At 44.8% G+C, this 25,628-nt stretch carries 23 protein-coding genes, 1 tRNA gene and 2 pseudogenes; 16 read left to right on the top strand and 10 right to left on the bottom strand.

Annotated elements, in window-relative coordinates:
• Nucleotides 1-1,811: DUF4114 domain-containing protein (locus ACE1AQ_RS06885; protein WP_374808118.1), on the bottom strand; the 1,811-nt coding region annotated here is incomplete at its 3' end.
• A gap of 369 nt (nucleotides 1,812-2,180) precedes the next feature.
• Here ACE1AQ_RS06885 and ACE1AQ_RS06880 point away from each other — a divergent pair.
• Complete coding sequence (locus ACE1AQ_RS06880) at nucleotides 2,181-2,678, top strand: HNH endonuclease (RefSeq protein ID WP_002785544.1); 498 nt, start codon at nucleotides 2,181-2,183, stop codon at nucleotides 2,676-2,678.
• On the opposite strand, the gene ACE1AQ_RS06875 is transcribed toward ACE1AQ_RS06880, so the two are convergent.
• The 3 genes from ACE1AQ_RS06875 to ACE1AQ_RS06865 all read right to left on the bottom strand — a co-directional run bounded on the left by ACE1AQ_RS06875 (nucleotide 2,675) and on the right by ACE1AQ_RS06865 (nucleotide 4,893).
• Nucleotides 2,675-3,028 carry a hypothetical protein gene (locus ACE1AQ_RS06875; protein ID WP_008207134.1) on the bottom strand — a complete coding sequence of 118 codons (354 nt, stop codon included), beginning with the start codon at nucleotides 3,026-3,028 and terminating at the stop codon, nucleotides 2,675-2,677. The genes ACE1AQ_RS06880 and ACE1AQ_RS06875 overlap by 4 nt on opposite strands.
• Before the next feature lie 275 nt (nucleotides 3,029-3,303).
• Nucleotides 3,304-4,410, bottom strand: a complete 1,107-nt coding sequence (gene hypD, locus ACE1AQ_RS06870) for a hydrogenase formation protein HypD (protein WP_110544616.1) — start codon at nucleotides 4,408-4,410, stop codon at nucleotides 3,304-3,306.
• Nucleotides 4,411-4,629: 219 nt separating this feature from the next.
• On the bottom strand, nucleotides 4,630-4,893 hold the full coding sequence (locus ACE1AQ_RS06865; protein WP_106908893.1) for a HypC/HybG/HupF family hydrogenase formation chaperone: 264 nt from the start codon (nucleotides 4,891-4,893) through the stop codon (nucleotides 4,630-4,632).
• Nucleotides 4,894-5,297: 404 nt separating this feature from the next.
• Here ACE1AQ_RS06865 and ACE1AQ_RS06860 point away from each other — a divergent pair, with 404 nt between their 5' ends.
• The 3 genes and pseudogenes from ACE1AQ_RS06860 to ACE1AQ_RS06850 all read left to right on the top strand — a co-directional run bounded on the left by ACE1AQ_RS06860 (nucleotide 5,298) and on the right by ACE1AQ_RS06850 (nucleotide 10,972).
• Nucleotides 5,298-7,199: a transketolase C-terminal domain-containing protein gene (locus ACE1AQ_RS06860; RefSeq protein ID WP_110544618.1), complete on the top strand. Its 1,902-nt coding sequence runs from the start codon at nucleotides 5,298-5,300 to the stop codon at nucleotides 7,197-7,199.
• Nucleotides 7,200-7,654: 455 nt separating this feature from the next.
• Nucleotides 7,655-10,273 (top strand): ATP-dependent chaperone ClpB, encoded by a 2,619-nt coding sequence (gene clpB, locus ACE1AQ_RS06855; RefSeq protein WP_008207150.1) that lies wholly within the window; start codon nucleotides 7,655-7,657, stop codon nucleotides 10,271-10,273.
• Nucleotides 10,274-10,339: 66 nt separating this feature from the next.
• Nucleotides 10,340-10,972: pseudogene (locus ACE1AQ_RS06850) on the top strand (Uma2 family endonuclease).
• A 102-nt stretch (nucleotides 10,973-11,074) separates the two neighbouring features.
• Here ACE1AQ_RS06850 and ACE1AQ_RS06845 read toward each other — a convergent pair.
• Nucleotides 11,075-11,157 (bottom strand) — tRNA-Leu (locus ACE1AQ_RS06845).
• Nucleotides 11,158-11,230: 73 nt separating this feature from the next.
• On the opposite strand from ACE1AQ_RS06845, the gene lgt reads away from it, so the two are divergent.
• Both lgt and ACE1AQ_RS06835 read left to right on the top strand, forming a co-directional pair.
• Nucleotides 11,231-12,082 (top strand): prolipoprotein diacylglyceryl transferase, encoded by an 852-nt coding sequence (lgt, locus tag ACE1AQ_RS06840; RefSeq protein ID WP_008207155.1) that lies wholly within the window; start codon nucleotides 11,231-11,233, stop codon nucleotides 12,080-12,082.
• A gap of 12 nt (nucleotides 12,083-12,094) precedes the next feature.
• Nucleotides 12,095-13,045 carry a branched-chain amino acid ABC transporter permease gene (locus ACE1AQ_RS06835; RefSeq protein WP_008207158.1) on the top strand — a complete coding sequence of 317 codons (951 nt, stop codon included), beginning with the start codon at nucleotides 12,095-12,097 and terminating at the stop codon, nucleotides 13,043-13,045.
• A gap of 6 nt (nucleotides 13,046-13,051) precedes the next feature.
• Here the strand turns inward: ACE1AQ_RS06835 and ACE1AQ_RS06830 are convergent, their stop codons facing one another.
• The 3 genes from ACE1AQ_RS06830 to ACE1AQ_RS06820 all read right to left on the bottom strand — a co-directional run bounded on the left by ACE1AQ_RS06830 (nucleotide 13,052) and on the right by ACE1AQ_RS06820 (nucleotide 15,596).
• Nucleotides 13,052-14,050: a Gfo/Idh/MocA family protein gene (locus tag ACE1AQ_RS06830; RefSeq protein WP_008207160.1), complete on the bottom strand. Its 999-nt coding sequence runs from the start codon at nucleotides 14,048-14,050 to the stop codon at nucleotides 13,052-13,054.
• Nucleotides 14,051-14,383: 333 nt separating this feature from the next.
• A complete protein-coding gene (locus ACE1AQ_RS06825) occupies nucleotides 14,384-14,659 on the bottom strand; it encodes a hypothetical protein (protein WP_002797302.1) in 276 nt (91 codons plus the stop codon).
• A 388-nt stretch (nucleotides 14,660-15,047) separates the two neighbouring features.
• Nucleotides 15,048-15,596 (bottom strand): DUF721 domain-containing protein, encoded by a 549-nt coding sequence (locus ACE1AQ_RS06820; RefSeq protein WP_008207162.1) that lies wholly within the window; start codon nucleotides 15,594-15,596, stop codon nucleotides 15,048-15,050.
• Between the two features lie 217 nt (nucleotides 15,597-15,813).
• Here ACE1AQ_RS06820 and ACE1AQ_RS06815 point away from each other — a divergent pair, with 217 nt between their 5' ends.
• The 8 genes from ACE1AQ_RS06815 (at nucleotide 15,814) to ACE1AQ_RS06780 (ending at nucleotide 22,952) form a co-directional block, all read left to right on the top strand.
• Complete coding sequence (locus tag ACE1AQ_RS06815; protein ID WP_106908895.1) at nucleotides 15,814-16,704, top strand: hypothetical protein; 891 nt, start codon at nucleotides 15,814-15,816, stop codon at nucleotides 16,702-16,704.
• A 22-nt stretch (nucleotides 16,705-16,726) separates the two neighbouring features.
• Nucleotides 16,727-17,383, top strand: coding sequence for a PspA/IM30 family protein (locus ACE1AQ_RS06810; protein WP_008207167.1), 657 nt, complete (start codon nucleotides 16,727-16,729; stop codon nucleotides 17,381-17,383).
• A 220-nt stretch (nucleotides 17,384-17,603) separates the two neighbouring features.
• Entirely contained in the window at nucleotides 17,604-18,377 is a 774-nt protein-coding gene (locus ACE1AQ_RS06805; protein ID WP_110544621.1) for a PspA/IM30 family protein, read from the top strand.
• 382 nt (nucleotides 18,378-18,759) lie between these two features.
• Entirely contained in the window at nucleotides 18,760-19,182 is a 423-nt protein-coding gene (locus ACE1AQ_RS06800) for a PspA/IM30 family protein (protein WP_008207170.1), read from the top strand.
• A 42-nt stretch (nucleotides 19,183-19,224) separates the two neighbouring features.
• Nucleotides 19,225-19,584, top strand: a complete 360-nt coding sequence (locus ACE1AQ_RS06795) for a hypothetical protein (protein ID WP_172456639.1) — start codon at nucleotides 19,225-19,227, stop codon at nucleotides 19,582-19,584.
• A gap of 355 nt (nucleotides 19,585-19,939) precedes the next feature.
• On the top strand, nucleotides 19,940-21,088 hold the full coding sequence (locus ACE1AQ_RS06790) for a Re/Si-specific NAD(P)(+) transhydrogenase subunit alpha (protein WP_002801274.1): 1,149 nt from the start codon (nucleotides 19,940-19,942) through the stop codon (nucleotides 21,086-21,088).
• A gap of 161 nt (nucleotides 21,089-21,249) precedes the next feature.
• Entirely contained in the window at nucleotides 21,250-21,546 is a 297-nt protein-coding gene (locus ACE1AQ_RS06785) for an NAD(P) transhydrogenase subunit alpha (protein ID WP_002733247.1), read from the top strand.
• Nucleotides 21,543-22,952 (top strand): NAD(P)(+) transhydrogenase (Re/Si-specific) subunit beta, encoded by a 1,410-nt coding sequence (locus tag ACE1AQ_RS06780; protein WP_008207177.1) that lies wholly within the window; start codon nucleotides 21,543-21,545, stop codon nucleotides 22,950-22,952. The genes ACE1AQ_RS06785 and ACE1AQ_RS06780 overlap by 4 nt, the downstream gene beginning before the upstream one ends.
• Nucleotides 22,953-23,012: 60 nt before the next feature.
• Here ACE1AQ_RS06780 and ACE1AQ_RS06775 read toward each other — a convergent pair whose 3' ends face one another.
• A complete protein-coding gene (locus ACE1AQ_RS06775; RefSeq protein ID WP_002757689.1) occupies nucleotides 23,013-23,252 on the bottom strand; it encodes a hypothetical protein in 240 nt (79 codons plus the stop codon).
• A 235-nt stretch (nucleotides 23,253-23,487) separates the two neighbouring features.
• Here ACE1AQ_RS06775 and ACE1AQ_RS06770 point away from each other — a divergent pair, with 235 nt between their 5' ends.
• Complete coding sequence (locus tag ACE1AQ_RS06770) at nucleotides 23,488-24,963, top strand: leucyl aminopeptidase (RefSeq protein WP_110544624.1); 1,476 nt, start codon at nucleotides 23,488-23,490, stop codon at nucleotides 24,961-24,963.
• A 168-nt stretch (nucleotides 24,964-25,131) separates the two neighbouring features.
• On the opposite strand, the pseudogene ACE1AQ_RS06765 reads toward ACE1AQ_RS06770, so the two are convergent.
• Nucleotides 25,132-25,338: pseudogene (locus tag ACE1AQ_RS06765) on the bottom strand (transposase); the annotation flags it as partial.
• Between the two features lie 78 nt (nucleotides 25,339-25,416).
• On the opposite strand from ACE1AQ_RS06765, the gene ACE1AQ_RS06760 reads away from it, so the two are divergent.
• A partial coding sequence (locus ACE1AQ_RS06760) for a helix-turn-helix domain-containing protein (RefSeq protein ID WP_374808110.1) occupies nucleotides 25,417-25,628 on the top strand: 212 nt, incomplete at its 3' end.

The following is a 25,628-nucleotide window of genomic DNA, read 5'->3' as shown; positions in this document are numbered from 1 at the left end:
GGTGTGTAAAGCAAAGAAGTTAGAGAATTAATCGAAATCTCATCACCCACATTAATAACTGTGCCATCAGCTAAAGTTATTTTTCCTTTGCTATTATCTGGTAATTGAGTGACAGAAACCGTTAAAGTATCCCCATCAATATCTGTAGGTGGATTAATATTTAAGGGGATAGGTTGACTATCTTCTGGTAAAGTAATAGTTTTATCTGCATCGGTGACAGGAGGATTATTATCAGGTGGATTCGGCGAATTATCATTATCTAGAATCGTGCCAATTCCCTCACCTTGAATCAGAATAGCATTGGTCACTCCTGTTAAATTGACCGTGAAGGTTTCCGTAGGCTCGCTAATTGTATCGCCCTTTACAGCAACTGTGATATTTTTCTCCACTTCTCCCGGTGCAAACGTCAAAATTCCCGTCGAAGATTCATAATCTGTCCCCGCTTGGGCAGTTCCATCTTTCGTTGTAAATTGAGCCGTAACTGTTGTGTTTGTAGGGGCTGATAAACGAACTGTAAAATTAGCAGCTTCAGTTCCTATATTCCCCTCCGTCACTGTGGTATTTTCAATACTCAAAGACGGTAACTGAATCGGTTCTCCAATTGGTTCCCCAAAACTGAACCGAAACACTAAATCATCAAAATCGCGATCGCCACCGCCCCAAAAATCTTCCCAGGCCCAGGTCTGACTATCCTGTTGAGCATGGACATGATTTAAACCATCCTCATTGGCCGCCGCATAGGAAAAGAAAACCGGTGGGGCATTTCCCCCCTTGGCGATCGCCTGATCTGTTGTCCCGTTAGCGACTAGATACCATCCCAGATATTTCCCAGAAGGGACGTTAAACGTTTTACTATCAAACCCTTTCCCAGAGGCAAAAATTACCTGGTGGCGATCGCCTGACAAGGCCGCATCTAAATAACCCTGATCCCCTGGTTTAATCCCATTAATTTCGCCATCCGGCGTATCAACCAAATAATAACCCATCTCGTTTGGAAAAGTATTATCCTGACTGACAGCCTCCACTGTGAGGGGAACCTGTTGCCCTTTGTCTCCGGCTAAGACAATTCCTGCTTGAGCAATATTAAAAACAACATCGTTAAAATCTTGATCTCCTCCACCCGTCAAATCTTCCCAGTTAAACCGCCAGATCCCGCGGTCAAGATGACTACTTTGGGAATGATCAAAGTTATCAGGATTAGCTCCTTTCAGGGAGAAAAAAGCTAACCCCGATTGACCCTGATTTTGTCGATTATTTTCTAACCAATTAGCGCTAGTATTGTTTTGAATCAGATAAAACCCTAGACGACTACCCCCCGCAACGGTGAATTCCCGCCAATTTCCCGCTTGATTACCCGAATTGAAGAGAGTTTGTCGGCTGGAACTGCTTAAAGCGGCCTCGGCGAATCCTTCTTCACCGGGGGCGATACCTTCTACCCCACCTAAAGCATCCACCAGAAAGAATCCCACTTCATTATTAAAAGCTGCCTCTCGCACTGTCCACTGGACAACCATATTCACCCTTTCTGAGGGATTACCCGGAACGAATAAAACCTCGCCTAAATCATCTAACTGACTGATTTGAGGGGTTCCTGTCCAAGAAGTATCTTGGTCTGAAAAGGAGAAATTAGCAGCCTCTTGATTAACTAATAATGGGACTGATAGCAGAGAATCACTTTGATTAGCTAAGTTATCGCTCGCCGTCGCGCTCACGGGAGCAAGAAAATTGCTAGGAGAAGATGGGGTGAGAGGTGTGACTAGAGGAGTCACCTCTGGCGTTGTCGGAGCCAGCATAGATGGTGCTGTCGCCATCAAAGTCTGATCTACTCCCAAAAGACTTGAGCCATCTTCTAGAAGTATTGGGGGAAGTATTGGAAAATCCACTTATGCCTTCTGCTTGGATGTCTAGCTTGATTCACTAAATTAATTTTTGTTAGCATCTTAAGGGCGTTTCTTTTTACTGTCAATTATATATAAATTATTTGCATATATATATATATATATCATTAGTTTTGCTAATTATATTAAATCCGTTTTTAATAATATGATTAACTGCCAATCCTACCAGATCGGCGATCGCAATGAAAAAAGCTCCCCACTTCCCCAACAGTGAATAATAGGTTCCCATCTCAGGGATCTGTGTTACCATGCGGGGTAAATTCAAGCGATCTCCAGACACCTATGAGCAAGGTTCTCGTGTTGAATGCCTCCTACGAACCGCTAAATATTACCAGTTGGCGGCGCGCGATCGTTTTGTTGTTGAAAGGAAAAGCTGAATCCCTAGAACATAACGGAAAAGTGGTTTGTCGTGACTTACCCCTACCCTCTGTTATCCGTCTTAGGCAATACGTCCGTGTTCCCTACAAGGAAATTCCTTTAACCCGTCGTAATATTCTTGAACGAGATCATCACACCTGTCAATACTGTCTCTACCGAGGTGAACAATTAACCATCGATCATGTGATTCCCCGTTCTCGCGGAGGGGGTGATACCTGGGAGAATTTAGTGGCGGCTTGTGTGCGTTGTAATGTGCATAAGGGCAATCGTACACCAAAAGAGGCCAATATGTCCCTGCGCGCCCAGCCGCGTCGTCCCTACAGTAGTCTCCACTTTGAGCTATTAAAGCACACTAGGGGGAATCACAATCACGAATGGCGTAAATATGTCATCGGCATTTAGGGTGAGAAAGGCATGGTGAAACCAAGACCAAAATTGATTCCCATGCCATTATTATTAGTCTGGGTGCGAGGATTGGCAACTCCCGTGCCTAGATAAACCGAACAACCAGGACAGGGGGAATTGACTCGGTAGCGCACCGCCATGGGATCATTGGGATCGGTGATGGTTACTCCCTGATGGTTTAAATCTTTAATTAGATTGGTGACGGGTTTGAAAAAATCGGCGCTGGGGGGTTGACTTGGTTGCAGTTCTAGGGTTTGTTCTTGGGAAGCAAGAACGATTTCCGAAGCGATAATTAGCATTAGAGAGGTGGTTAAGCCAAATAAACCCAGATTATTTTTGATCTTCATTTTTTTTTATCACCGAGAGATTGTTAATTTCTTCTGGTGAGAATTCTAGCGTTTCCTCGCGGGAAAGGAAACTAATCAGTAAAAAAAATTTACTAATTTCTAAGTACCTAAGCAAAATTAATTACACATCTAAGCCACTACTCCGTCAGACTTCTGGTGTGAGGAAACAGTGAACTGAAAACTCAAATCCGATCCCTAATAGCTGTCTCCCGTCTCCCGTCTCCTGTCTCCTGTCTCCTGTCTCCTGTCTCGACTAGGAAATTAATTTTGCACGACTACTTACCATACTTATAATAAGCGGCACAAGCACCTTCACTAGAAACCATACAAGTACCGATGGGATGTTCAGGAGTACAAGCAGTACCAAATACTTTACATTCCCAAGGTTTTAAAACACCTTTAAGAATTTCGCCACACTGACAAGCTTTGTGATCTTTAACACGCTGATTGGGTAGGGTAAATTTTTTCTCCGCATCAAAATTACTGTACTCATCCCGCAGTTTTAACCCTCCTTGGGCAATTTCTCCTAAACCTCGCCATTCAAACTGATCCCGCAGTTCAAAAACTTGCTTGATTGCCGATAAAGCGACTCTATTTCCTTGATTTTGTACCACTCGATCATACTGATTTTCGATCTCACATCTCTGCTCATCTAATTGTTTTAATACCATCCAAATTGATTGGAGAATATCCAAGGGTTCAAACCCAGAAACTACCAAAGGTTTATGATATTCTTGGGCAATAACTTGATAGGGTTCTGTGCCAATTACCATGCTAACATGACCGGGACCAACAAAACCGTCTAACTGTAAATCTGGGTTATCTAACAAAGCTTTCAGAGCGGGAATAATCACCACATGATTAGAAAATAAACTAAAATTAGTGATGCCATCTCTTTGCGCTTCTAAAACGGTTAAAGCTGTGCTAGGAACGGTTGTTTCAAACCCTAATGCTAAAAATATTACTTCTTTATCGAGATTTTCTCTGGCAATTTTTAAGGCATCGCGAGGAGAATAAACCATGCGAATATCATCACCTTTTGCTCGCGCTTGCAGCAGACTCAAATGGGAACCGGGGACACGCATAGTATCGCCAAAAGTTGTCAGAATTACGTTCGGTTTTTGTGCGAGAAAAATGGCATCATCTAAACGACCTCGCGGCATCACACAAACGGGACATCCAGGACCATGAATTAATTCGATAGTTTCCGGAAGTATGGCCTCGATACCGTATCTAAAAATTGAGTGGGTATGACCTCCACAAACCTCCATAATTTTAGTAACTTTTTCCCGCTTTTCAGAGATTCTTATCGATAATTGTTCAATTTGCTGAATTAATCCTGCCGCTTTAACGGGATCACGAAATTCATCAACGTATTTCATTGTTTATCTCCTTTAATTATAATTTTTAGCTGTCGGTAGTCAGTAATAATTGCCGTGATTTATAGCATTTCCTAAGCTAGTGAGGTACACCTATTTTTCTTCCCTTTTGCCTTTTGCCTAAAATCCATAACTTTTGTACATCAGGAGACTAAAAAACGCTATATATTTCCTAAGATCAACAACAAAATCAATTTATGTATGGGTGACTACTTAAGAACATTAATTATGATTAAATTCTGACTCTAATTCTGCTAATTGTGTTAATAAATTTAAGGTTTCTTGCGCCTCATCTTCATCAATTCGATTCATGGCAAAACCCACATGAACTAATACCCAATCCCCTACACAAGTATTAGCGGGATGGTCTTCATCAACAATACAAGCGATATTTACTTCTCTTTTTACACCCCCCACATCGACGAGAGCCAGATGATGGTTTTCATCAATAATTGCCGTAATTTGTCCCGGTATGCCTAAACACATAGTTTTTACCTTAAATCTAGTTTTTGTTAATTATACACCGATTTTTTGGCTAGAGATTGCAGTAATATCAACTGACAGCCCTTCTCATAAAGATGAAGTATAAGCTAATTTGGTATCGACGACCGACGACCGGCTCCCGAAAAGGAAAACCGAGTCAAAGGTTATCCTTTTTACTTGCTCTTACCTGCCATTCTGGACTATTGCCCTCAAGAACAGCTTTTTTTCCCGTATCTTTTTTAAGATTTCCCCTGTCCCGGACCGTGGACGCTATCCCAGTAAGGGTAAAACTTTTGTATTAGGGACTACATCTATGATAAGAAATTATTCAATCAATCGATCGGGTGACATTCTAGGCTATGATTTCCCTGACTATAGTTATTTCTCTACATTAAGGAAAATCGACAATGACAGCCTTTCCCATCGATTTGAGCGCCTATAAACCCATCAGTCTCGACCCCAGTAACCCCACCCTCACCGACCACCAAAGAAGCGCTCTAAAAGCCAATATCCAACTCTGTCGCGATGCTATCATCTTTTTTACTGCCACGGGTGCGGCCCGGGGTGTGGGTGGACACACCGGCGGCCCCTACGATACCGTCCCGGAAGTGGTGATTCTCGATGCTCTTTTCCGCAGTCAACCTAGTCAATTTGTACCAATCTTCTTCGATGAAGCAGGACACCGCGTCGGTACTCAATATCTCATGTCTGCGTTAGAAGGTTCTTTACCCCCAGAACAATTAATGCACTACCGCGAGGCCAATTCTAAACTCCCCGGACACCCGGAATTAGGATTAACCCCTGGTGTCAAATTTAGTTCTGGCCGTTTAGGACATATGTGGCCCTACGTTAACGGTGTCGCTTTAGCTAACCCCGGAAAAACCGTTTTTTGTTTAGGTTCCGATGGTTCTCAACAGGAAGGCAATGACGCGGAAGCTGCCCGTTTAGCCGTAGCTCAACACATCAATGTTAAGCTAATTATTGATGATAATGATGTGACGATTGCCGGTAATCCTTCCAAATATTTACCCGGTTATGATGTGGCTAAAACTCTCGCCGGCCATGGACTAAAAGTGTTAGTGGGAGATGGGGAAGATATCGATAGTTTGTATCGCAATATCTGTGAAGCAATTAATACTCCTGGCCCGATTGCGATTATTAATAAACGTCCCATGTGTCCCGGTATTGAAGGTTTAGAAGGTTCTAACCACGGTCATGACGTGATTTCTGTACCCTTGGCTTTGAAATATTTAGAGGCAAAAGGACACAGTGCCGCAGTGGAATATCTCAACAGTATTAAGAAGCCTTCTAATGACTATAAATTCCTCGGTTCTGGGGATAAATGGGGTTCTAACCGCAACGTTTTCGGCGAAGCGGTGGTCAGTCTTTTAGGCAAAATGAGCGAAGAAGAACGCAAAGCTAATGTATTAGTAGTAGATAGCGATTTAGAAGGTTCCTGCGGTCTGAAAATTATCCACGATAAACATCCCGAAGTGTTTATTCCTTCCGGTATTATGGAACGGGGTAATCTTTCGGCAGCCGCCGGTTTTGGTATGGAAAAAGGTAAACAGGGAATTTTCGCCACCTTTGCCGCTTTTCTAGAAATGTGTATTTCTGAAATCACCATGGCGCGTTTGAATTATTCTAATCTTTTATGTCATTTTTCCCATTCCGGTATCGATGACATGGCGGATAATACCTGTCACTTTGGTTTGAATAATTTCTTTGCCGATAATGGACTCGATGACGGTTACGAAACCCGTCTTTATTTCCCAGCCGATGCGGCACAAATGACCGCTTGTGTCGAGGCAACTTTCCATCAACCCGGTTTACGTTTTATCTTCTCGACTCGTTCTAAAACTCCCAATATTCTTGATACTAACGGTAATAATTTCTTTGGCAATGGTTACACCTTTGTCCCCGGAAAAGATGAAGTAATTCGAGAAGGCACTGCCGGTTATATCATCAGCTTTGGCGATGGTTTATACCGCGCTTTGGATGCAGTAGAACGTCTAAAACAAGAAGGTATTGACGTGGGTTTAATTAATAAACCGACTCTCAATGTAGTGGATGAAGAAATTATCACTAAAGTTGGTAATTCTCCCTTTGTTTTAGTGGTAGAAGCATTTAACCGTCGTACGGGTTTAGGTAGCCGTTATGGTTCTTGGTTACTCGAACGCGGTTTAACTCCTAAATACGCCTATATCGGTACTCACCATGAAGGTTGTGGCGGTTTATGGGAACAATTCCCCCACCAAGGTATTGACCCAGTTGGTATCATTAGTAAAGTTAAATCTTTAATCGCTTAGATAGTATTTTAGGGTGGGCTTTAATCAGTTATCAGTTATCAGTTATCAGTAAACAGTAATTAGTAAACAGTAATTAGTAAACAGTCATCAGAACGTAGGTTGGGTTGAAGCATGAAACCCAACGCCTGCATTGGTTACGCTACCGCTAACCCATCCTACAAATAATTGTGCCTCCCTACTTAGGTTTTAGATTCGGCCCTTGTAAACAGTGAACAGTAATCAGTAATCACTGGACATCTTTAATAATTAAGATTTTAGCTTGGTTGAGAGCTTGAACAATTGTACTAAAATTTCCCAGAAGCAGTTTAAATCCCTGACAGCTTATAAACTTTAGCGGCTTAAATCGCACCATTGAGGGGAAATCCCCCTTAACTAGGTACGGTAAGCCCCTAGGAGCCGACAAACCGGTCAATCTAGAATAATCTTTAGGGTATAAAAGTAATCTCTTATAGAAAATGCAGCCAACCAATCCACAACAATTTACAGAAAAAGCTTGGGAGGCAATCGTCAAAACGCCGGACATTGCCAAACAGCACAGCCAGCAACAAATCGAAAGCGAACATCTAATGAAAGCCCTTCTTGAACAGGAGGGATTAGCTGGCAGTGTCTTTAGTAAAGCTAATATTAGTCTAGCCCGTTTGCGGGATCGAACCGATGATTTTATCCGTCGTCAACCGAAAATCTCTAACCCCGGCGACTCGATTTATTTAGGTCGTAGTTTAGATAGTTTACTCGATCGAGCGGAAAATTATCGCCGAGAATTTGGAGATGACTTTATCTCGATCGAGCATTTAATTTTAGGTTACGCTAAAGATGATCGCTTCGGTAAAAATATTTTTCAAGAATTCGGACTTACCGAAAACAAACTCAAAGAAATTATTCAACAAGTCAGAGGTAGTCAAAAAGTGACCGATCAGAATCCAGAAGGCAAATACGAGGCCCTAGAAAAATACGGACGGGATCTGACCCAATTGGCACGGGAAGGTAAATTAGACCCCGTAATTGGACGGGATGACGAAATCCGTCGCACCATTCAGATTCTCTCGCGTCGGACTAAAAATAACCCGGTTTTAATCGGGGAACCGGGAGTAGGAAAAACTGCCATTGTCGAAGGATTAGCCCAGCGGATTATTAACCGTGATGTGCCAGAATCTCTGTTAGATCGGACTCTCATTTCTCTCGATTTGGGTGGCTTAATTGCGGGAGCAAAATATCGCGGGGAATTTGAGGAAAGATTAAAAGCTGTCCTCAAGGAAGTCACCGATTCTCAAGGCAATATCATCATGTTTATTGATGAAATTCATACCGTTGTCGGTGCGGGAGCCACTCAAGGGGCAATGGATGCGGGCAATTTATTAAAACCAATGTTAGCCCGGGGTGAATTACGTTGTATTGGGGCCACTACCCTCGATGAATACCGCAAATATATCGAAAAAGATGCGGCGCTAGAAAGACGTTTTCAAGAGGTTTTAGTGGATGAACCAAATGTGGTCGATACTATTTCGATTCTTCGCGGTCTCAAAGAACGTTATGAGGTGCATCATGGGGTGAAAATTGCCGATAATGCTTTAGTGGCGGCGGCACTGCTTTCTAATCGTTATATTAGTGATCGCTTTTTGCCCGATAAGGCCATTGATTTAGTTGATGAAGCGGCGGCTAAATTGAAGATGGAAATCACCTCTAAACCAGAAGAACTCGATGAAATTGATCGCAAAATTCTCCAGTTAGAAATGGAAAAACTTTCCCTACAACGGGAATACGATCCAGCTTCGCGAGAACGGTTAGAAAAGTTAGAAAAAGAACTGGCTAACCTCAAGGAAGAACAATCGGGATTAAATGCCCAATGGCAAGGGGAAAAAGAGATTATCGATAAAGTTCGTGGGGTTAAAGAAGCGATCGAACAAGTTAATCTGGAAATTCAACAGGCCGAACGCGATTATGATTATAATCGGGCTGCGGAATTAAAGTTCGGAAAATTAACCGATCTGCAGCGGCAAATGTCCGCCCTAGAAACTCAATTGGCCGACAAACAAACCACCGGCAAAAGTTTATTAAGAGAAGAAGTTCTCGAATCGGATATCGCCGAAATTATCTCGAAATGGACGGGAATTCCTCTCAATAAATTAATCGAATCGGAAAAAGAAAAACTCCTCAATCTGGAAGAGGAATTACACGAAAGTGTCATCGGTCAAGAGGAAGCGGTCACAGCCGTAGCCGAAGCGATTCAACGTTCCCGCGCCGGTTTATCGGACCCCCACCGTCCCACGGCCAGCTTTATTTTCCTCGGTCCGACGGGTGTTGGTAAGACAGAATTGGCGAAAGCTTTAGCTCGCAATCTCTTTGACACCGAAGAGGCTCTAGTTCGCATCGATATGTCGGAATACATGGAAAAACACAGCGTTTCCCGTCTCATGGGTGCGCCTCCGGGATACGTCGGCTACGATGAAGGAGGACAATTAACCGAGGCAATCCGGCGTCGTCCCTACTCTGTCATCCTCTTTGATGAGATTGAAAAAGCCCATCCCGACGTTTTTAACGTTATGTTACAAATCCTTGACGATGGGCGCTTAACCGACTCTCAAGGTCATCTGGTTGATTTCAAAAATACCATCATTATTATGACCAGTAATATCGGTTCTCAATACATTTTAGACGTGGCCGGTGATGAGTCTCGTTATGAGGAAATGCAGGCCCGGGTGATGGAAGCAATGCGGAATAGTTTCCGTCCCGAATTCCTCAATCGTATCGATGAAACGATCATTTTCCATAGTTTACAAAAAGCACAACTGCGCTCGATTGTCAAACTACAGATCGGTAATCTCAGCGACCGCTTGATGGAACAAAAATTAGCCCTGAAATTTGCCGATATTGCCCTCGATTATCTAGCAGAAATTGGTTACGATCCAGTGTACGGTGCGCGACCCCTAAAACGAGCAGTACAAAGATATGTGGAAACTCCGATCGCTAAGGCAATTCTGCGCGGCGAATTTAAAGCGGGAGACACGATTTTTGTCGATGTGGCCGATGAAAGATTGACCTTTAAACGGTTAGCTTCGCCAGTAGTAACCGCTTAATTAAGTAAGGGTGGGCAATGCTCACCCTTTGATTATTATGGAAGCAGGGGATTTTTGCTTGAATCTATGACTGTAACACTGTTCGCACCACCGGCTGAAATAATTCACCTGTCCGGGATTAGCTGGAAAACCTACGAAACGCTGCTGGAAGAAATGAGCGATCGCCGTCTCCGGCTGACCTACAATCGTGGCAATTTAGAAATCATGGCTCCTTCGACCGGACACGAAAGATTCAAGAAAGTGGCGGGGCGATTTGTTGAGACAATGGCTGAAGAACTCCGGATTCGGATAGAACCCTTGGGGTCAACCACCTTTAAACGCCCTCAATTAAGCGGTGCAGAACCAGATGAATGCTTTTACATTGATAATATTGAGGCGGTTCGGGGGAAAAAGCGACTGGACTTAAATGAAGACCCACCACCGGATTTAGTCATAGAAATTGATGTCACCAGCAGTTCTCAAAATAGCCTTCAGGTTTATGCAGATCTAGGCGTGGCAGAGGTTTGGGTTTATAATGGGGAATCTCTGGTTATCCAACAATTACAAAATGGCACTTATATCACCTCCCCAACCAGTCGATTTTTTCCTAATTTACCCATCTTATAAATTGCTATATTTTTACAACAAGCTGGCCAGACAGATTACCTAGAGTTAGTAAAAGCATTTCGGAATTGGGTAAGAAGTCAGTTGAAAAAATAAATCTGAACTGGAGGCTCAAAAAGGGAAACTTGTTAATTTCCCCTTTTGGGTCGTCGGTCGTCAATACCAAATCAGGTTACACTTCATCGACCCGAAGGTTAATGCGGATGGAGGGACTCGAACCCACACATCGAAAAGATACTAGAACCTAAATCTAGCGCGTCTACCAATTCCGCCACATCCGCAAATATGTCAGCTTATTCCATCATAGCATAAGATACTATAGGAAAGATAAAATTTTTTATTCTTAATAATTTTATGCTCTTAGGTTTTGTCTTTCAGTCTCCCGGCCCCGTCTTCTGGGAGATCGGACCGATTTCGGTGCGCTGGTATGGATTTCTCATCGCTATGGCGGTATTATTGGGTGTCACCCTCTCCCAGTACCTCGCCCAAAAAAGAGCGATCAATCCCGATTTAATCGCTGATTTGGCCATTTGGTTAGTAGTGGGGGCCATACCTGCAGCCCGTCTGTACTATGTTCTGTTTCAGTGGCAAGAATACGCGCAAAATCCTGCTGATATTATCGCCATTTGGAAGGGAGGTATCGCTATTCACGGGGCAATTATCGGGGGTTTGCTGGCGGCCCTAATCTTTGCTCGCATTAATCGGGTTTCTCTTTGGCAATTACTCGATCTGGTGGCCCCTTCCGTCATTCTCGGTCAAGCGATCGGACGTTGGGGTAACTTTTTTAATTCGGAAGCTTTTGGCAGTCCGACTAATTTACCCTGGCGGTTGTTTATTCCTCCGGCTAGTCGTCCTTTAGAATATATCACCGTCGATTATTTTCACCCTACCTTTCTCTACGAATCTATCTGGAATCTGGGAGTTTTTGCCCTACTTATCTATCTATTTTTCTGGGGTTTAAAACACCCTAGCAAATTAAAAATTGGCACCCTTACCCTAGTCTATTTTATCGCCTACAGTCTAGGTAGATTCTGGATCGAGGGACTACGCACCGATAGTTTAATGTTTGGTCCTCTGAAAATGGCACAAATAATTAGTTTAGCAGCGATCGCTGTCGGTCTTTTCGGTTTATTCTGGTTATATAAACTCCAGCGTCCTTTACCGGATGTGGTGGCGACCGTCAGTTATAATCAAAAGTTACCCTAGCTAACCCTGACCATGGATCTAGTAACAATTTTTCAACAGGTTTTAAACGGTTTATCTATCGGTAGTGTCTATGCTATTTTTGCCCTCGGTTACACTTTGATTTTTTCCATTTTAGGGATTATCAATTTTGCCCATGGCGCAATTTTTACCCTCGGAGCCTATTTTACCTATGCTCTAGCGGGGGGAGTTTTCGGTTTTAATGGTTTATTGGCTAATGCCAAATTACCCTTTTCCTTACCCTTTTTTTTAGCACTCTTGCTAGGCTGTATCCTTTCAGGTTTCACCTCGGTTCTTCTGGAAAGATTGGCCTTTAAACCCCTCCGGGTACGGGGTTCCGATTCCCTCTTAACTTTGGTTTCTAGCCTAGGAGCAGCGGTGGTGATTGTCAATGTTATTCAATACTTAGTCGGGGCAGAAATTTATACTTTTCCCGATGGTATCTATGGCAATCTTCCCCCCGCAATTAATTTCGGTACAGATGATCGGCCCGTGGCAATTCGCACAATTCAGATTATTATTTTTCTGGTTTCAGCAGTTATGGTGGCTTTACTAACTTATTGGGTTAATTTTACCAAAATGGGCAAAGCTTTACAAGCGGTAGCGGAAGATGTCACCACGGCCAGTTTGTTGGGGATCAATCCCGAAAAATTTATCGTGATTACTTTTTTTATTAGTGGTGCCTTGGCAGGTTTAGCAGGAACTTTAGTCGGCTCTAGTGTTAGTATCGCTGGCCCCTATTTCGGTATTGCTTTCGGATTAAAAGGTTTAGGAGTGATTGTTTTAGGGGGATTGGGAAGTATCCCCGGAGCGGTCATCGGTGGTTTATTATTGGGTATTGCCGAAGCTTTTGTTCCCGCAGAATATTCCGGTTATCGAGAGGCGATCGCTTTTGCTATTCTCTTTATTATGTTGTTAGTTCGTCCCCAGGGTTTACTAGGCAGAAAGTTAATTGAAAAAGTCTAAGTAAGTTTAATTGGCCCGGAGAAAAACTGTTTTTCCCGACAAGGAAGATTGATAGGCAGCATAGGCCACTTCTAGGGCATAAAGACTGGCTTGGGGAGTAACATAGAGAGGAACCCGATCAAACAGATAATCTAGCACCATGGCGGTATCTTTGGCAAAAAGACCGCGACGGGTTTCCGCTTCTAAAGCTTGGCTACCTTGACTATTAATTAACTGCCCTTTTTCCCCTTCAAAAATTAAGCTGCCCCCCTCACCATGAATAGTGAAAGTTCGCTCATTTTGCCAAAAAACTTGGCCTTTACCGTAGGTAACTTCGGCAATTAAGCCATTTTTAAATAATAACTGCGCCTCACACAAACAGGCAAGAAAATAATCGGATTCCGAACCATTCCAATAACGACAATGACAGGATACGGACTCCACTTCCCCAAATAAATTAGTAAAGCGATGGATACGAGAAAGGGCTGCAATCAAAGGAAAACCGAATAAATCCCGATGAAATGTCCAGCGCTGGGGTGCTGGTCTGCCTGGGACGATCGTGGTATAACGGGCTAGGTGGATATTACCGAGGCTGGCTAAATATTGCTGTTGGGTTTGATGCAGTCCCCCCAAAAGTTCGATATGTTCGACGTGCAGTAATTTGTTCTCGGTTTCGGCTAGGGTGATTAATTCTGCTGCTGCCGCTGGGTGGAAAGCCAGAGGATACTCGACGATAACGTGCTTACCAGATTTTAAGGCCGTACGCGCAATCAAAGCATGGGACTGATTAACGTTGGCAATGACAATCAGATCGAGATCGGGATGGCTGGCCAGGCTTACTGCCGAATCTAGGGCAGAAATTTGGTATTTTTGCGAGAAATTAGCGATCGATTCGGGACTATTACCGCTAAAATACAGAAGCTCGGTGCGATCGTCGGCTTGCAAGCTTTCAGCACGACGTTGAGCGGCGAACCCTGTGCCAACTATACCAATTTTTAAGGGACGATGAGAAGTCATCAGGGGCATTCTGGCGACATTAATTATCGGGAAGTGGGGTGTGGGGTGCAGGGTGTGGGCTGTGGGGAGATAGGGGTGTGGGGAGATAGGGGTGTGGGGAGATAGGGGAATTTCAACTAAAACCCCAAAACCCTAAAACCCCAACTCCCTAAAACCCCAACTCTCAACTCCTGAATACTCTCTCCTGAATACTTTCTACTGAATTCTGCCTTTCCTAGCTTTATCTTTGCAATCAACTCATCTATTATCTCAAAAATAGCGCCATAAAAGATGTGGGGGGGGTGAATTCAGATTTTGAATGGACAACGCCAATTTTTTGCTCCTGTTTAGGCCTCAGATCTTCTAAACTGCCGTCGGTTGTCGGGGAGCATGACGACGAGGGGAAACCACCACGGGAGTGGGCGACACCGTACAGGTTAATTCTAGAGACTGTTCTAAACTAACCACCCGATTGAGTTGTTGCCATTCAGTGCTAAAAGGAGGCATCGCTAGAGCGCAGGCTTTCCAATGAGCTTCGACGGGAACATCTAGTTGTTGACAAGTGCCACCGCGCCGACCTTGGGTTTGATAGTATCGGCAGTATCGACAGGAAGAAGTAAGAAAGTTTGCTGCTTGCATGGGTGGGCTTTAAAAGGAAGATGATTATAAGGAACTCAAAGGATGACTCTCTTTTTGCTCTGTGTAATATTGTCCTACCCCGTGCCAAGGCTATTTTCCTGACTACCATAGCTAGAACTGTTATGCCATATAGTTTTTAGTGATCCCCAAAAAAAATTTTGTTTTTAGAATCTTTTAATAGTTACTTTGCAAAAAGCAGCACTGTCTCAAAACAGAGGAGTTTAACTCAGTTGTGACCGCGGTTATCGGCTCTAGTATCGCCGATAACAAACCGGGGATCAAGCCTTAGCCGAATAGAATTGATGAATACAGGTTCAATTAAGACAGAAAAGATCGGCCAATTGATTCCCGACTCAAAAGCACTCTTTCCACAAGACTATAAAAAAAATTAATCTTTTACCCCAGCGGACTGGGCAAAACAAAAAGCACAACATTGCCAACGCTCAAGCTCTCCGGAGGGAGTGGGAGACTGACAACGAGGACAAATCGGCCAGGATCGGGTTCTGTGAACTATTTTCTGGCTCCAACTCTCTAAACCGTCCAGTTGCCGGGGATTTTCTGGCGGTTTTTCCGGGGTGACATAACTAGGATGATCTCTGAGGGAATTAGGTGCGATCGCTTCTGGGGGAATTAACTTACTATCCTGCTGCCAACGGGCAGCAGAAAAGCGCATATCGCTCAGGGAAGTCTCTAACTGACTATTAAGCCGTTTTAATAAGCTATAGCGTTGTAAGGACAATTCCTGTGCTAAAGCGGCGCTACTGGTAGCCACCGATAAAACCCCGCGACTCAGGGAAAAAGGCCGGGTTTGCTCCAGCAGACGGGGATTAATAATTTTTGGCCATAATTGCAGCACTTGCTCGTAGTGGCAATATTCTTCCCAACCCGCCTGTTGAGTAATAGCCGCCAAAATTTTGTCAAGAGAATGTAAAGACATCTGGAAAATCTAGAGAGTACCACGTTAGACTAGGACGAAAAAACCCCTAAGTAGCTGGTTATAATTAAATTAAAAATGGATTTTAGATTCGATCCCCCCTGCCCCCCTTGATAAGGGGGGTGCCGATCCCCCCTTAGTCCCCCCTTGATAAGGGGGGTTTCTGATAATTTTTAACGCCTACCTACTTAACTTTTCAGCATAACCCTATAATACCGTCATGAAATCCGATCGACCCCCATCCCGCCAAGATTTGCCTCTCTCGATCGTCCATCAACCCAGTTCAGCCATCGATCCCGCTCAGAAACCAGAATACCTAGAAGCTTCTGTCATCAATGTCTATCCCCAAGCTAAAGATATCTTTTTTACCCCTTGGGGTATCCGGGCAATGGTGATCTTTTTAATGGCTAATAGTCTCCTCTCTCTCAATCAATGGTTAACCAGCACCACCCCCACCCCGAGGAAAGCTGAGAATTCCCCCCGGGAGCAGCACCAAAATAACTCCCGCCACCTCGATCGATTGATAGCGATCGCTCGTCCAGTACAGAAAACCCCTCAAACCAGTCCGATCGCTAATATTCCCGCTCCTCCCCTTAAAACCAGTCCGATCGCTAACATTCCCGCCCCACCGGTGGTTCAGCCTCCCCCCACCGCTATCAATCTGACTAACGCCCTCTTACCCCCGAATCCGCCACCGTCCCTCATGCCCGCCCATCAATTACCCGTCAGTAAGATCAAGCAATCTTTACCCGTCGCCCCCTCTTCCCCCGCTACCCCGCCCGTATCTTCCCTAGTTTCCGCACCACCACCACCACCGCCCAAAGTCACCCCCGCCCCCTCTCCGGCGGTCATTAACGAACGAATGTTAGAGGAATTGCGTCAAAGAGAAGAATCACCCGCTAATTTACCCTTTTTTCAACGGGAAAAAGCCCGTCGCTTGGCCGATCAAAACCGACAGGATGCGGCCGAGTTGATGAAACAGTTACCGCCAGAATTACAAGTGGCCCCTTCTCCCAGCAGTCCGCCACCTTCAGAAACAGTCAATCCCTCCCAGTCCCCCGTCCCTAGTTCTATCATTATTGATAGGAGCGGCACTTCGGTAAACTACTAGGGTTGGTATCGGGAGGACGGCAATGGGTTTGTTAGATCGCATGGGCCAAGCAATTCGCGCCCAAGTCAATAGTCTGATTCAGGAAAACCAAGATCCAGAAAAACTGCTGGAAAAGGCCATCTTGGCCATGGAAGGGGAATTGATGCAAATGCGACAAGCCCTGGCGGCAGCCGTCGCTACCCAGAAACGTACCGAGCGCCAAAGACAACAACAGGAAAAAGCCGCTCAAACTTGGCACGAACGCGCCCAATTAGCCCTAGATCACGGTAACGAAGAACTCGCCCGCCAAGCTCTCAGCCAATGGCAAACCTATCAGAGTCAGATCGCCCCCCTACAAACCTCCCTGCAACAACAAACGGCTATTATACAAAAATTAAAGAAAGAACTCTTGACAATTGAACGCAAATATGCTGAGATGAAAGCACAGAAAAGCCTTTATGTGGCCAGATTGCGATCAGCGAGCGCCAGTCAAAAAGCTCAAGAAATTATGGGCAGTTTGAACAGCGGTCAGATGGGGACTATTTTTGAGAAATTAGAAGCAAAAGTCCTAGAAGCCGAATCCCAAGCCGATTTAATCCAGTATAAAGACCCCTTAGAGCGACAATTCCAAGATTTAGAGGGACAAAAACAAATTGAAGCGGAATTACTCAAGTTAAAACAAGAAAACTTGGATGGGTGATAGGGAATTATAAATTATGAATTATGAATTATGAAGTGGGGTGTAGGGTGTGGGGAGAAAAAAGCTGTCTCCTGTCTCCTTACTCTTGACTGTTGACTCCTAACTCCTATCCCCTATCCTAGCTCTCGTGGTTTATATTGGATAATAAGCCGTTAGGCAAGATGGGAAATTTTAAGAACAGTTAACTGATTTAGTACACACTGAGAGGAACAAGAGCGTCATGGGTTTATTTGATCGCCTTAGCCGAGTTGTCCGAGCTAACCTCAATGATATGGTGAGCAAGGCTGAAGATCCAGAAAAAATGCTGGAGCAAGCTGTCAGTGATATGCAAGAGGATCTAGTACAGGTACGTCAAGCGGTTGCTAGAGCGATCGCAGAACAGCGACAAACGGAACAAAAATACAGCAAAGACCAGTCAGAAGCCAATAAATGGGAACAAAGAGCCAAATTAGCCCTTTCTAAAGGGGATGAAACTCTCGCTCGGGAAGCTCTTAAACGCAAGAAAGATCTAACAGAAACCGCCGCCATTCTCAAAAATCAACTGGATCAGCAAACGGTACAGGTAGATAGTCTGAGAAAAAACTTGATTGCGCTCGAAAGTAAGATTTCTGAGGCAAAAACCAAGAAAAATATGTTGGTAGCTCGCTCCAGAGCCGCAAAAGCTAACGAACAAATCCAGAAAACCCTTGGCAGTATCAATACCAGTAGTTCCGTGGATGCTTTTGAGCGCATGGAAGAAAAAGTTATGCAGTTAGAAGCCAGTAGTCAAGCGCTCGCTGAATTGGGTCCTAGCGACATGGAACGTCAATTCGCTGCCCTAGAATCGGGCAGCGATGTGGATGATGAATTAGCAATGCTAAAAGCACAAATGTCCGGGGGAGCATTACCCGGTACAACTTCTAGTCAACCCACTTTACCCCAAGCAACCACCGTCAGGGATTCGGTAGTGGATGCAGAATTAGAGGAATTGCGATCGAAGTTGAAAGAACTGTAAAACTTTGAGAGCGTCGAGACGTACTATCTACGGTACGTCTCTATTTATTAATTTTGTTGTTGAGATAGGGAATAAGCTAAAACGCATTTTAACCGCCTATCCTTAGATTAGTTCTCTCCTCCGACGTCGGGGTAGGGTTGATTCATGAATCAACCCTACTATGAATCAACCCTACTATGAATCAACCCTACTATGAATTAACCCTACTATGAATTAACCCTAACATGAATTAACCCTAACATGAATCAACCCTAACATGAATTAACCCTACTATGAATTAACCCTAGGGGCAAGGGGGGGTGTTGCCTCTTGGCTCATCTCAACAAGCAATTTAAATACTTAACATCTTCTTAATTGCTACTCATAATTAACCATCACTATTATGCGGGATGATTTATCTAATTTACGTTCCTCAATTATCGAAGTAATTGCCTTACAAAAAAGAGCCGAACAACAGTACAACCAGGCACAAGCTGAGGTTTTAAAATGGCAAGAAAGAGTTAAACTCGCCCTAGATAAAGGTGATGAGTCTCTGGCACAAGAAGCTAATATAAAGAAAAAACATCACATTAATACCGCAAATATTATTAAAAATCAACTGGAAAAACTGAATATCCAAGTTGATAAACTGAAAGAAAAATTGCCGATTTTAGAAAGAAAGATTAACGAAAAAAGTATCGGCAGTATAGATACTATTTACCCTTCAGCTTTTGAGCGCATGGAAGCAAAATTTATGCAGTCAGAAGCCAGTAGTCAAGCGATTGGTGAATTGAGTCCTAGCGACATGGAACGGGGGTTCTTCTAGATTCTGTGTGATAAGTTTAACTTACATAGGATCGATCGATCTTTGTGTCCTTTGTGTCTCTGTGGTTCGTTCCACTCACTGCCCCAAGACTGTATCTTAGAATACATTTTACCCACCAAACCTGGGAGAGCCGAACGGGTATTCGTTGGACTAGAAGCGAGTAGCGATGTGGATGATGAATTAGCACTGCTAAAAGCACAAATGTTACTGGGTAAAACTGCCCATCCACCCACCCTCAAGGATTCAGCAGTAGATGCAGAATTAGAGCAATTGCGATCAAAGTTAAAAAAACTAGACTTCTTGCAGAAGTCAGGCAAAAGGCAACAGGCAACAGAAATAAGAATAGATGCTTTCAGCATCAGGATTGATTACTTTTTGACTTTTGCAAGAGGTTTACTGTAAAACTTTGAGATGGTCGAGACGTATTACAGCCCTTCTCATCAATATGAAGTATAGCCTAATCTGGTATCTAAGACCGAAGACTGGCTAATGTTAACCGTTTTGGCGTTCCCCAGAACGAAAACTTCGTACCTCATCATTAGAAAAAAATCCCAAGCAATGGCGATCAAAACCCTTTAATTCTGAAGATAATCCTAAGATTCAGCCCGAAAAAGAGCCAGAAAGGTGAGGATAGCTAGGATGGAAGTGAAAAGCAATTTTGACTCGAAATTATCCCAAGGGTATCGATCGCATTTAACGAAACCCTTACCCCAACAGCATAAGACAAGAGAAGGACTTATTAAGGAGAAACCCAGCCATGAAAATCGGCGTAATCAAAGAAAGTGACCAAGGCGAGGCGCGGGTGGCGCTAGTGCCGGATACCGTCGCCCGTTTAGTCAAGGCGGGATTTGAGGTAATGGTCCAAAATGGGGCGGGAATTAGCGCTAACTTTGCCGATAGTGCCTATAGTGCCGTGGGAGCCGCCCTGAGCGAAAACAGCGAATATATCTATGAAACTGCCGATATTATTCTCAAAGTCGTCCCTCCTAGCGATAGCGAGATCGATCGCCTCAAAAATGGTGGTATTCTCATCGGCTTTCTCGATCCCCTGCGTCAACCCCGGCGCATTGCCAAATTAGCCGAGCGCGGGATTACAGCTTTGAGCATGGAATTAATTCCCCGCAGTAGTCGCGCCCAGAGTATGGATGCCCTCTCCTCTCAGGCTAACCTCGCCGGTTACAAAGCGGTACTCCTCGCCGCCGTTGAGCTGCCGAAAATGTTCCCGATGATGACTACCGCCGCCGGTACGATCGCCCCCGCCAAAGTGCTGGTATTGGGGGCAGGAGTTGCCGGATTGCAAGCTTGCGCTACCGCCCGCCGTTTGGGGGCAGTGGTGGAGGCTTTTGATATTCGTCCCCAAGTCAAAGAAGAAGTACAGAGTGTCGGGGCGAAATTTATTGAAATGCCCCTAGAAGAAGATACCGTCGCCGATAACGGTTATGCCAAAGAGGTTTCTCTTAGCACACAGGAGCGCATTTGTCAAGCCCTAACGGAACCAATTAAGCGGGCTGATGTGGTGATCACCACCGCCCAAGTACCGGGGAAACAGGCCCCGCTGCTAGTCACCAAAGAAATGATCGCCACCATGAAAGCGGGGTCGGTAATCGTTGATTTAGCGGCGGAACAGGGCGGAAATTGCGCCTACACCCAACCGGGACGAGAAATCATCGAAAATGGGGTAAAAATCGTCGGAGCCGTTAATCTTCCTGCCACAGTGGCCACCAATGCCAGCCAGATGTACGCCAAAAACCTGCAAATGCTGCTACAGCTTCTAGTCAGCAAAGAGGGCAGTTTAAACCTCGATTTTGCCGATGACATCATTGATAGTGCCTGTGTCACCCACGCTGGCGAAATCCGCAACCAACGCATTAAATCCGCCCTCAGTGAACAGTTATCCGCTTTTTAGCTATCAGGATTCAGGAGGCAGGAGTCAGGAGTCAGGAGTTAGGAGTTAGGAGTCAGAAGGCAGCTTTGTTCTCCCCACTTCCCACTTCATAATTCATAATTCCCACTTCCCCAATCCCCCACTTCCCAATCCCCAACCCCTATCCCCTTTTTAATTAACCAATGACTGCCCAACTTTTAACCGCTTTAGTGGTATTTGTCCTCGCTTCCTTTGTCGGTTTCGAGGTGATCAATAAAGTCCCTCCCACTCTCCATACACCCCTGATGTCGGGAGCGAATGCAATTTCAGGTATCGCCGTTGTCGGTGCGCTCCTCATCGCCGGAGGCACGGATTGGCACGAATTAACCGTAATTTTAGGGTTAATTGCCGTTATTTTGGCGATGGTTAACGTGGTCGGTGGTTTTGTCGTTACCGATCGAATGCTGCAAATGTTCAAGAAAAAAGAGGCTAAATCATGAATAATGCCCTGATCACAGGGATCGAGTTATCCTATCTACTCGCCGCCATTTTATTTATCATCGGTCTTAAACAATTATCTTCCCCCGCTACCGCCCGTCAAGGCAATTTTCTGGCTGCCATCGGGATGCTAATCGCCGTTATTGCCACCTTAATCAATCAAGAAATCCTCAGCTATGGTTTAATCGCCGTGGCGTTGGTGATTGGCTCAATTATCGGCCTAGTTTCGGCGCAAAAAGTCCCGATGACGGCTATGCCCCAAATGGTGGCGATTTTTAACGGTTTAGGCGGTGCTGCCAGTGCTTTAATTGCCATGGGCGAATACTGGCGTTTACTGCAAAGTGGTGAAAATATTGCCTTTGACTCGATACTGATCGCTATTTTGGGTATATTGATCGGCGGTGTCACTTTTACCGGCAGTGTCCTCGCTTTTGCCAAATTACAGGAATTAATCAGTGGCGCGCCCGTAACTTTTCCTTTCCAACAACCCTTTAACATTCTCTTGCTACTCACCTTTTTAGGGGGTAGTGTCTATCTCTTTTTTGATCCCACCTCGATCGATGTTTTCCTGACCTTGGTGGCACTTTCCCTAATTTTCGGGGCTTTATTCGTGCTTCCCATCGGCGGCGGCGATATGCCGGTGGTTATCTCCCTCTTAAACTCTTTTTCGGGACTTGCCGCCAGCGTGGTCGGTTTTATCCTGATGAATAGTATGCTGATCATCGCCGGTGCTTTGGTGGGTGCGTCGGGGATTATCCTGACTCAGATCATGTGTAAAGCCATGAATCGATCGCTGGCTAGTGTACTATTTGGAGCATTTGGTACAGGTGCTAGTGCCGGAGGCGAAGCGAGCGCCACTTCTAGCCTTGATAAATCGGTTCATGCGATCGATTCAGAAGAAGGGGCAATGATGCTCGGTTATGCGCGTTCTGTGGTGATTGTACCCGGTTACGGCATGGCGGTGGCCCAAGCACAACACGCGGTGCGAGAATTGGCTGAACAGTTGGAAAAAAATGGCGTTGAGGTTAAATATGCTATTCACCCCGTGGCGGGAAGAATGCCCGGCCACATGAATGTATTATTGGCCGAAGCTAATGTTCCCTATCCGCAACTCTACGACATGGATGATATTAATCCTGAGTTTGAGCGCGTCGATGTGGCCTTAATTATTGGGGCGAATGATGTGGTTAATCCCGCTGCCCGTCACGATAAAGCTAGTCCCATTTATGGAATGCCAATTCTCGACGTGGATAAGGCACAGCACACGATCGTGATTAAGCGCAGTATGCGATCGGGTTTTGCCGGGGTAGAAAACGAATTATTCTACAATCCCAAAACCTTTATGCTCTTTGGTAGCGCTCAAGATGTGGTAGCACAATTAGTATCACAAGTCAAGGATTTGTCATAATTCTTGACAAATAGGACGGGGTTTTCACCCCGTCTTTTTTTTTATCCGATTTTCCAGAGTTTAAAGATAATCCAGAACTAATTCCCCTTTGCTCACTTTTTCGGTAATTAAAGTTCTGACTAACTCTAATTCTTCCAGGGTCACTTTACCATCAGACCTCATAGCTAGGGCGATTCTTTCCCTTTCTCCTTGAGTGATCACGCCATCAACACTAGCCTGTTCGATAATAGCCCGTAACTTTTCTAGTTCCTGTTGTTCTTCTGCGGTTAATTCTGCTTGATTAGGGCGAGATATTTCCATAAAAATTTCTCCTTGAGTGATCAATACAAACTTGATAATTTTTTTCTAAGTAGTAGAAGCCATGGCAGTTATCCCCAGTCAGGATCAGCAATCAGGGACAATGATTTTAGCAAGAGCTAGACCTTGATTCTTGACAGGGAGCCACTAAACCTCAACAGACGATCGATGATAACTGATAGAGCTTACAGTATAGTGATTAATAGAAGCATTTTGCAAAGAATTATCGAGATAAAGAATGGATATTCGATCGACTGACACCTCGCTCCTTACTTGGACAGGAGATACTTTAGCCCTAGGTTTACCAGAAGGAGCCGTAGAGATTGCAGGAGAATTGGCAGAATTAAACAATAAACTGGGGGGAACCCTAGAGGAACTCATCTCCGAGACGGAATTCGAGGGAAAATTAGGCAGTAGTGCGGCCACTCGTCTAGGTGGTGGTGGTCCGATTCGCAAATTAATCCTGGTGGGATTGGGAAAAACTGCCGATTTCGACCTGCAAACCCTGCGTCTAGCGGCCGCTGCCATCGCTCGTCTGGCCAAACAACAAAAAAGCCAAGCTCTGGCCATCAGTTTACCGGTAGTTGGTGATCAGTCCGCCACCGCCGGAGCAATCACGGAAGGGCTGCTGTTGGCCACCCATCAGGATACCCGCTTCAAGTCCACTAAGGAGGAAAAAGGAGCCAAATTAGAAACCGTCGAGTTATTGGGTTTAGGAGAGCAAACATCTGCGATCGCCAAAGCCGAGCAAATCTGTTCCGGGGTGATTCTGGCCAGAGAATTAGTCAATGCTCCCGCTAACACCGTTACCCCCCTGACCATGGCAGAAACCGCCGAGCAAATTGCCAGCGAATACGGATTAAGTCTCAAAATTCTGGAACAGGAAGAATGCGAAAGCTTGGGTATGGGAGCATTCTTAGGAGTGGCAAAAGCATCAGATATTCCCCCGAAATTCCTTCATTTAATCTATAAACCCCAAGGAACACCGAAACGTAAACTAGCAATCGTTGGCAAAAGTCTAACCTTTGATTCCGGCGGTTTGAATATTAAAGGGGCCGGCAGTGGCATCGAAACCATGAAAATGGATATGGGGGGTGGTGCCGCTACCCTAGGCGCAGCCAAGGCGATCGCTCAATTACGGCCAGAAGTGGAAGTACACTTTATCTGTCCGGCTACGGAAAATATGATTAGTGGTCGCGCTATGCACCCCGGGGACATTTTAACCGCTTCTAACGGCAAAACTATTGAAGTCAATAACACCGATGCCGAGGGACGATTAACCCTGGCCGATGGCTTGGTTTTTGCGGAAAAATTAGCGGTGGATGCGATCGTGGATCTAGCCACTTTAACCGGGGCCTGTGTCGTTGCCTTGGGGGACGATATCGCCGGTTTATGGAGTAGCGATGAGAGTCTCGCGGATCAACTCCAACAGGCCGCCAAATTAGCCGGCGAAAAATTCTGGCCAATGCCTCTAGAAGAAAAATATTTCGAGGGGATGAAGTCTCAAATTGCCGATATGAAAAACACCGGCCCGCGCCCCGGCGGTTCCATTACAGCCGCTTTATTTTTGAAGCAATTCATTAATAATACTCCCTGGCTGCACCTAGACATCGCAGGTCCGGTCTGGTGCGATAAGGAAAATGGCGTTAATAATTCCGGGGCCACCGGTTTTCCCGTCCGCACTCTAGTTAATTGGGTCATGGCCAATAATTAATTTATCGGTGATCGGTAAGCGGTATTAAGTGAGGAGTATTTTCACTGATTACTGTTTACTAATCCCTGAAAAATCTGCCCCACCCCTGACCCCTATCTCAAGGTCGCGAGAGGACTCCCGTTAAACTGCGTAGCGGTTAACGGGAGATGAATCGCGACCAGAATGAAACTAACGCGGTAGCGTTTCCACTTTCCGGGAGTTTTGGTTCTCGACGTATTTTTTTAGTTGTTCGACAGTAACGTCGCCACAACTAGCCACGAAATAAGCTCCCGCCCAAAAATAGGGTTTGTTGTCGAAATACTTTGCCGCCAAATCTGGAAATTCTTGTCTAATTAAGCGACTACTAACTGTTTTAAGGTTAGCGATTAGTTTGGTCCATGATTGTAATCAGTTGAAATATTGGGCGGTAAGTGTTATAATTTAACTATACATCACATCACGAAACTAACGACAGTGATAACGCTTACCTACCAGTACAAACTAAAGGTAAACAGACAACAGGAGATAATCCACATTCTTGATGTTTGCAAAAGCGTTTATAATTACGCTCTTTCAGAACGGAAAGATTGGTTAAACTCTCGAAAGTGTCTTGCGGATCACTGTTCGCTAGTTTCCGAGTACATAATTCCTGCGGATGAACCCTATCCTAATTACTTTGTTCAAGC

It is taken from the genome of Microcystis sp. BLCC-F209 (assembly GCF_041928595.1).
Taxonomy (GTDB): domain Bacteria; phylum Cyanobacteriota; class Cyanobacteriia; order Cyanobacteriales; family Microcystaceae; genus Microcystis.
This window is presented reverse-complemented; position numbering and strand designations above follow the sequence as displayed.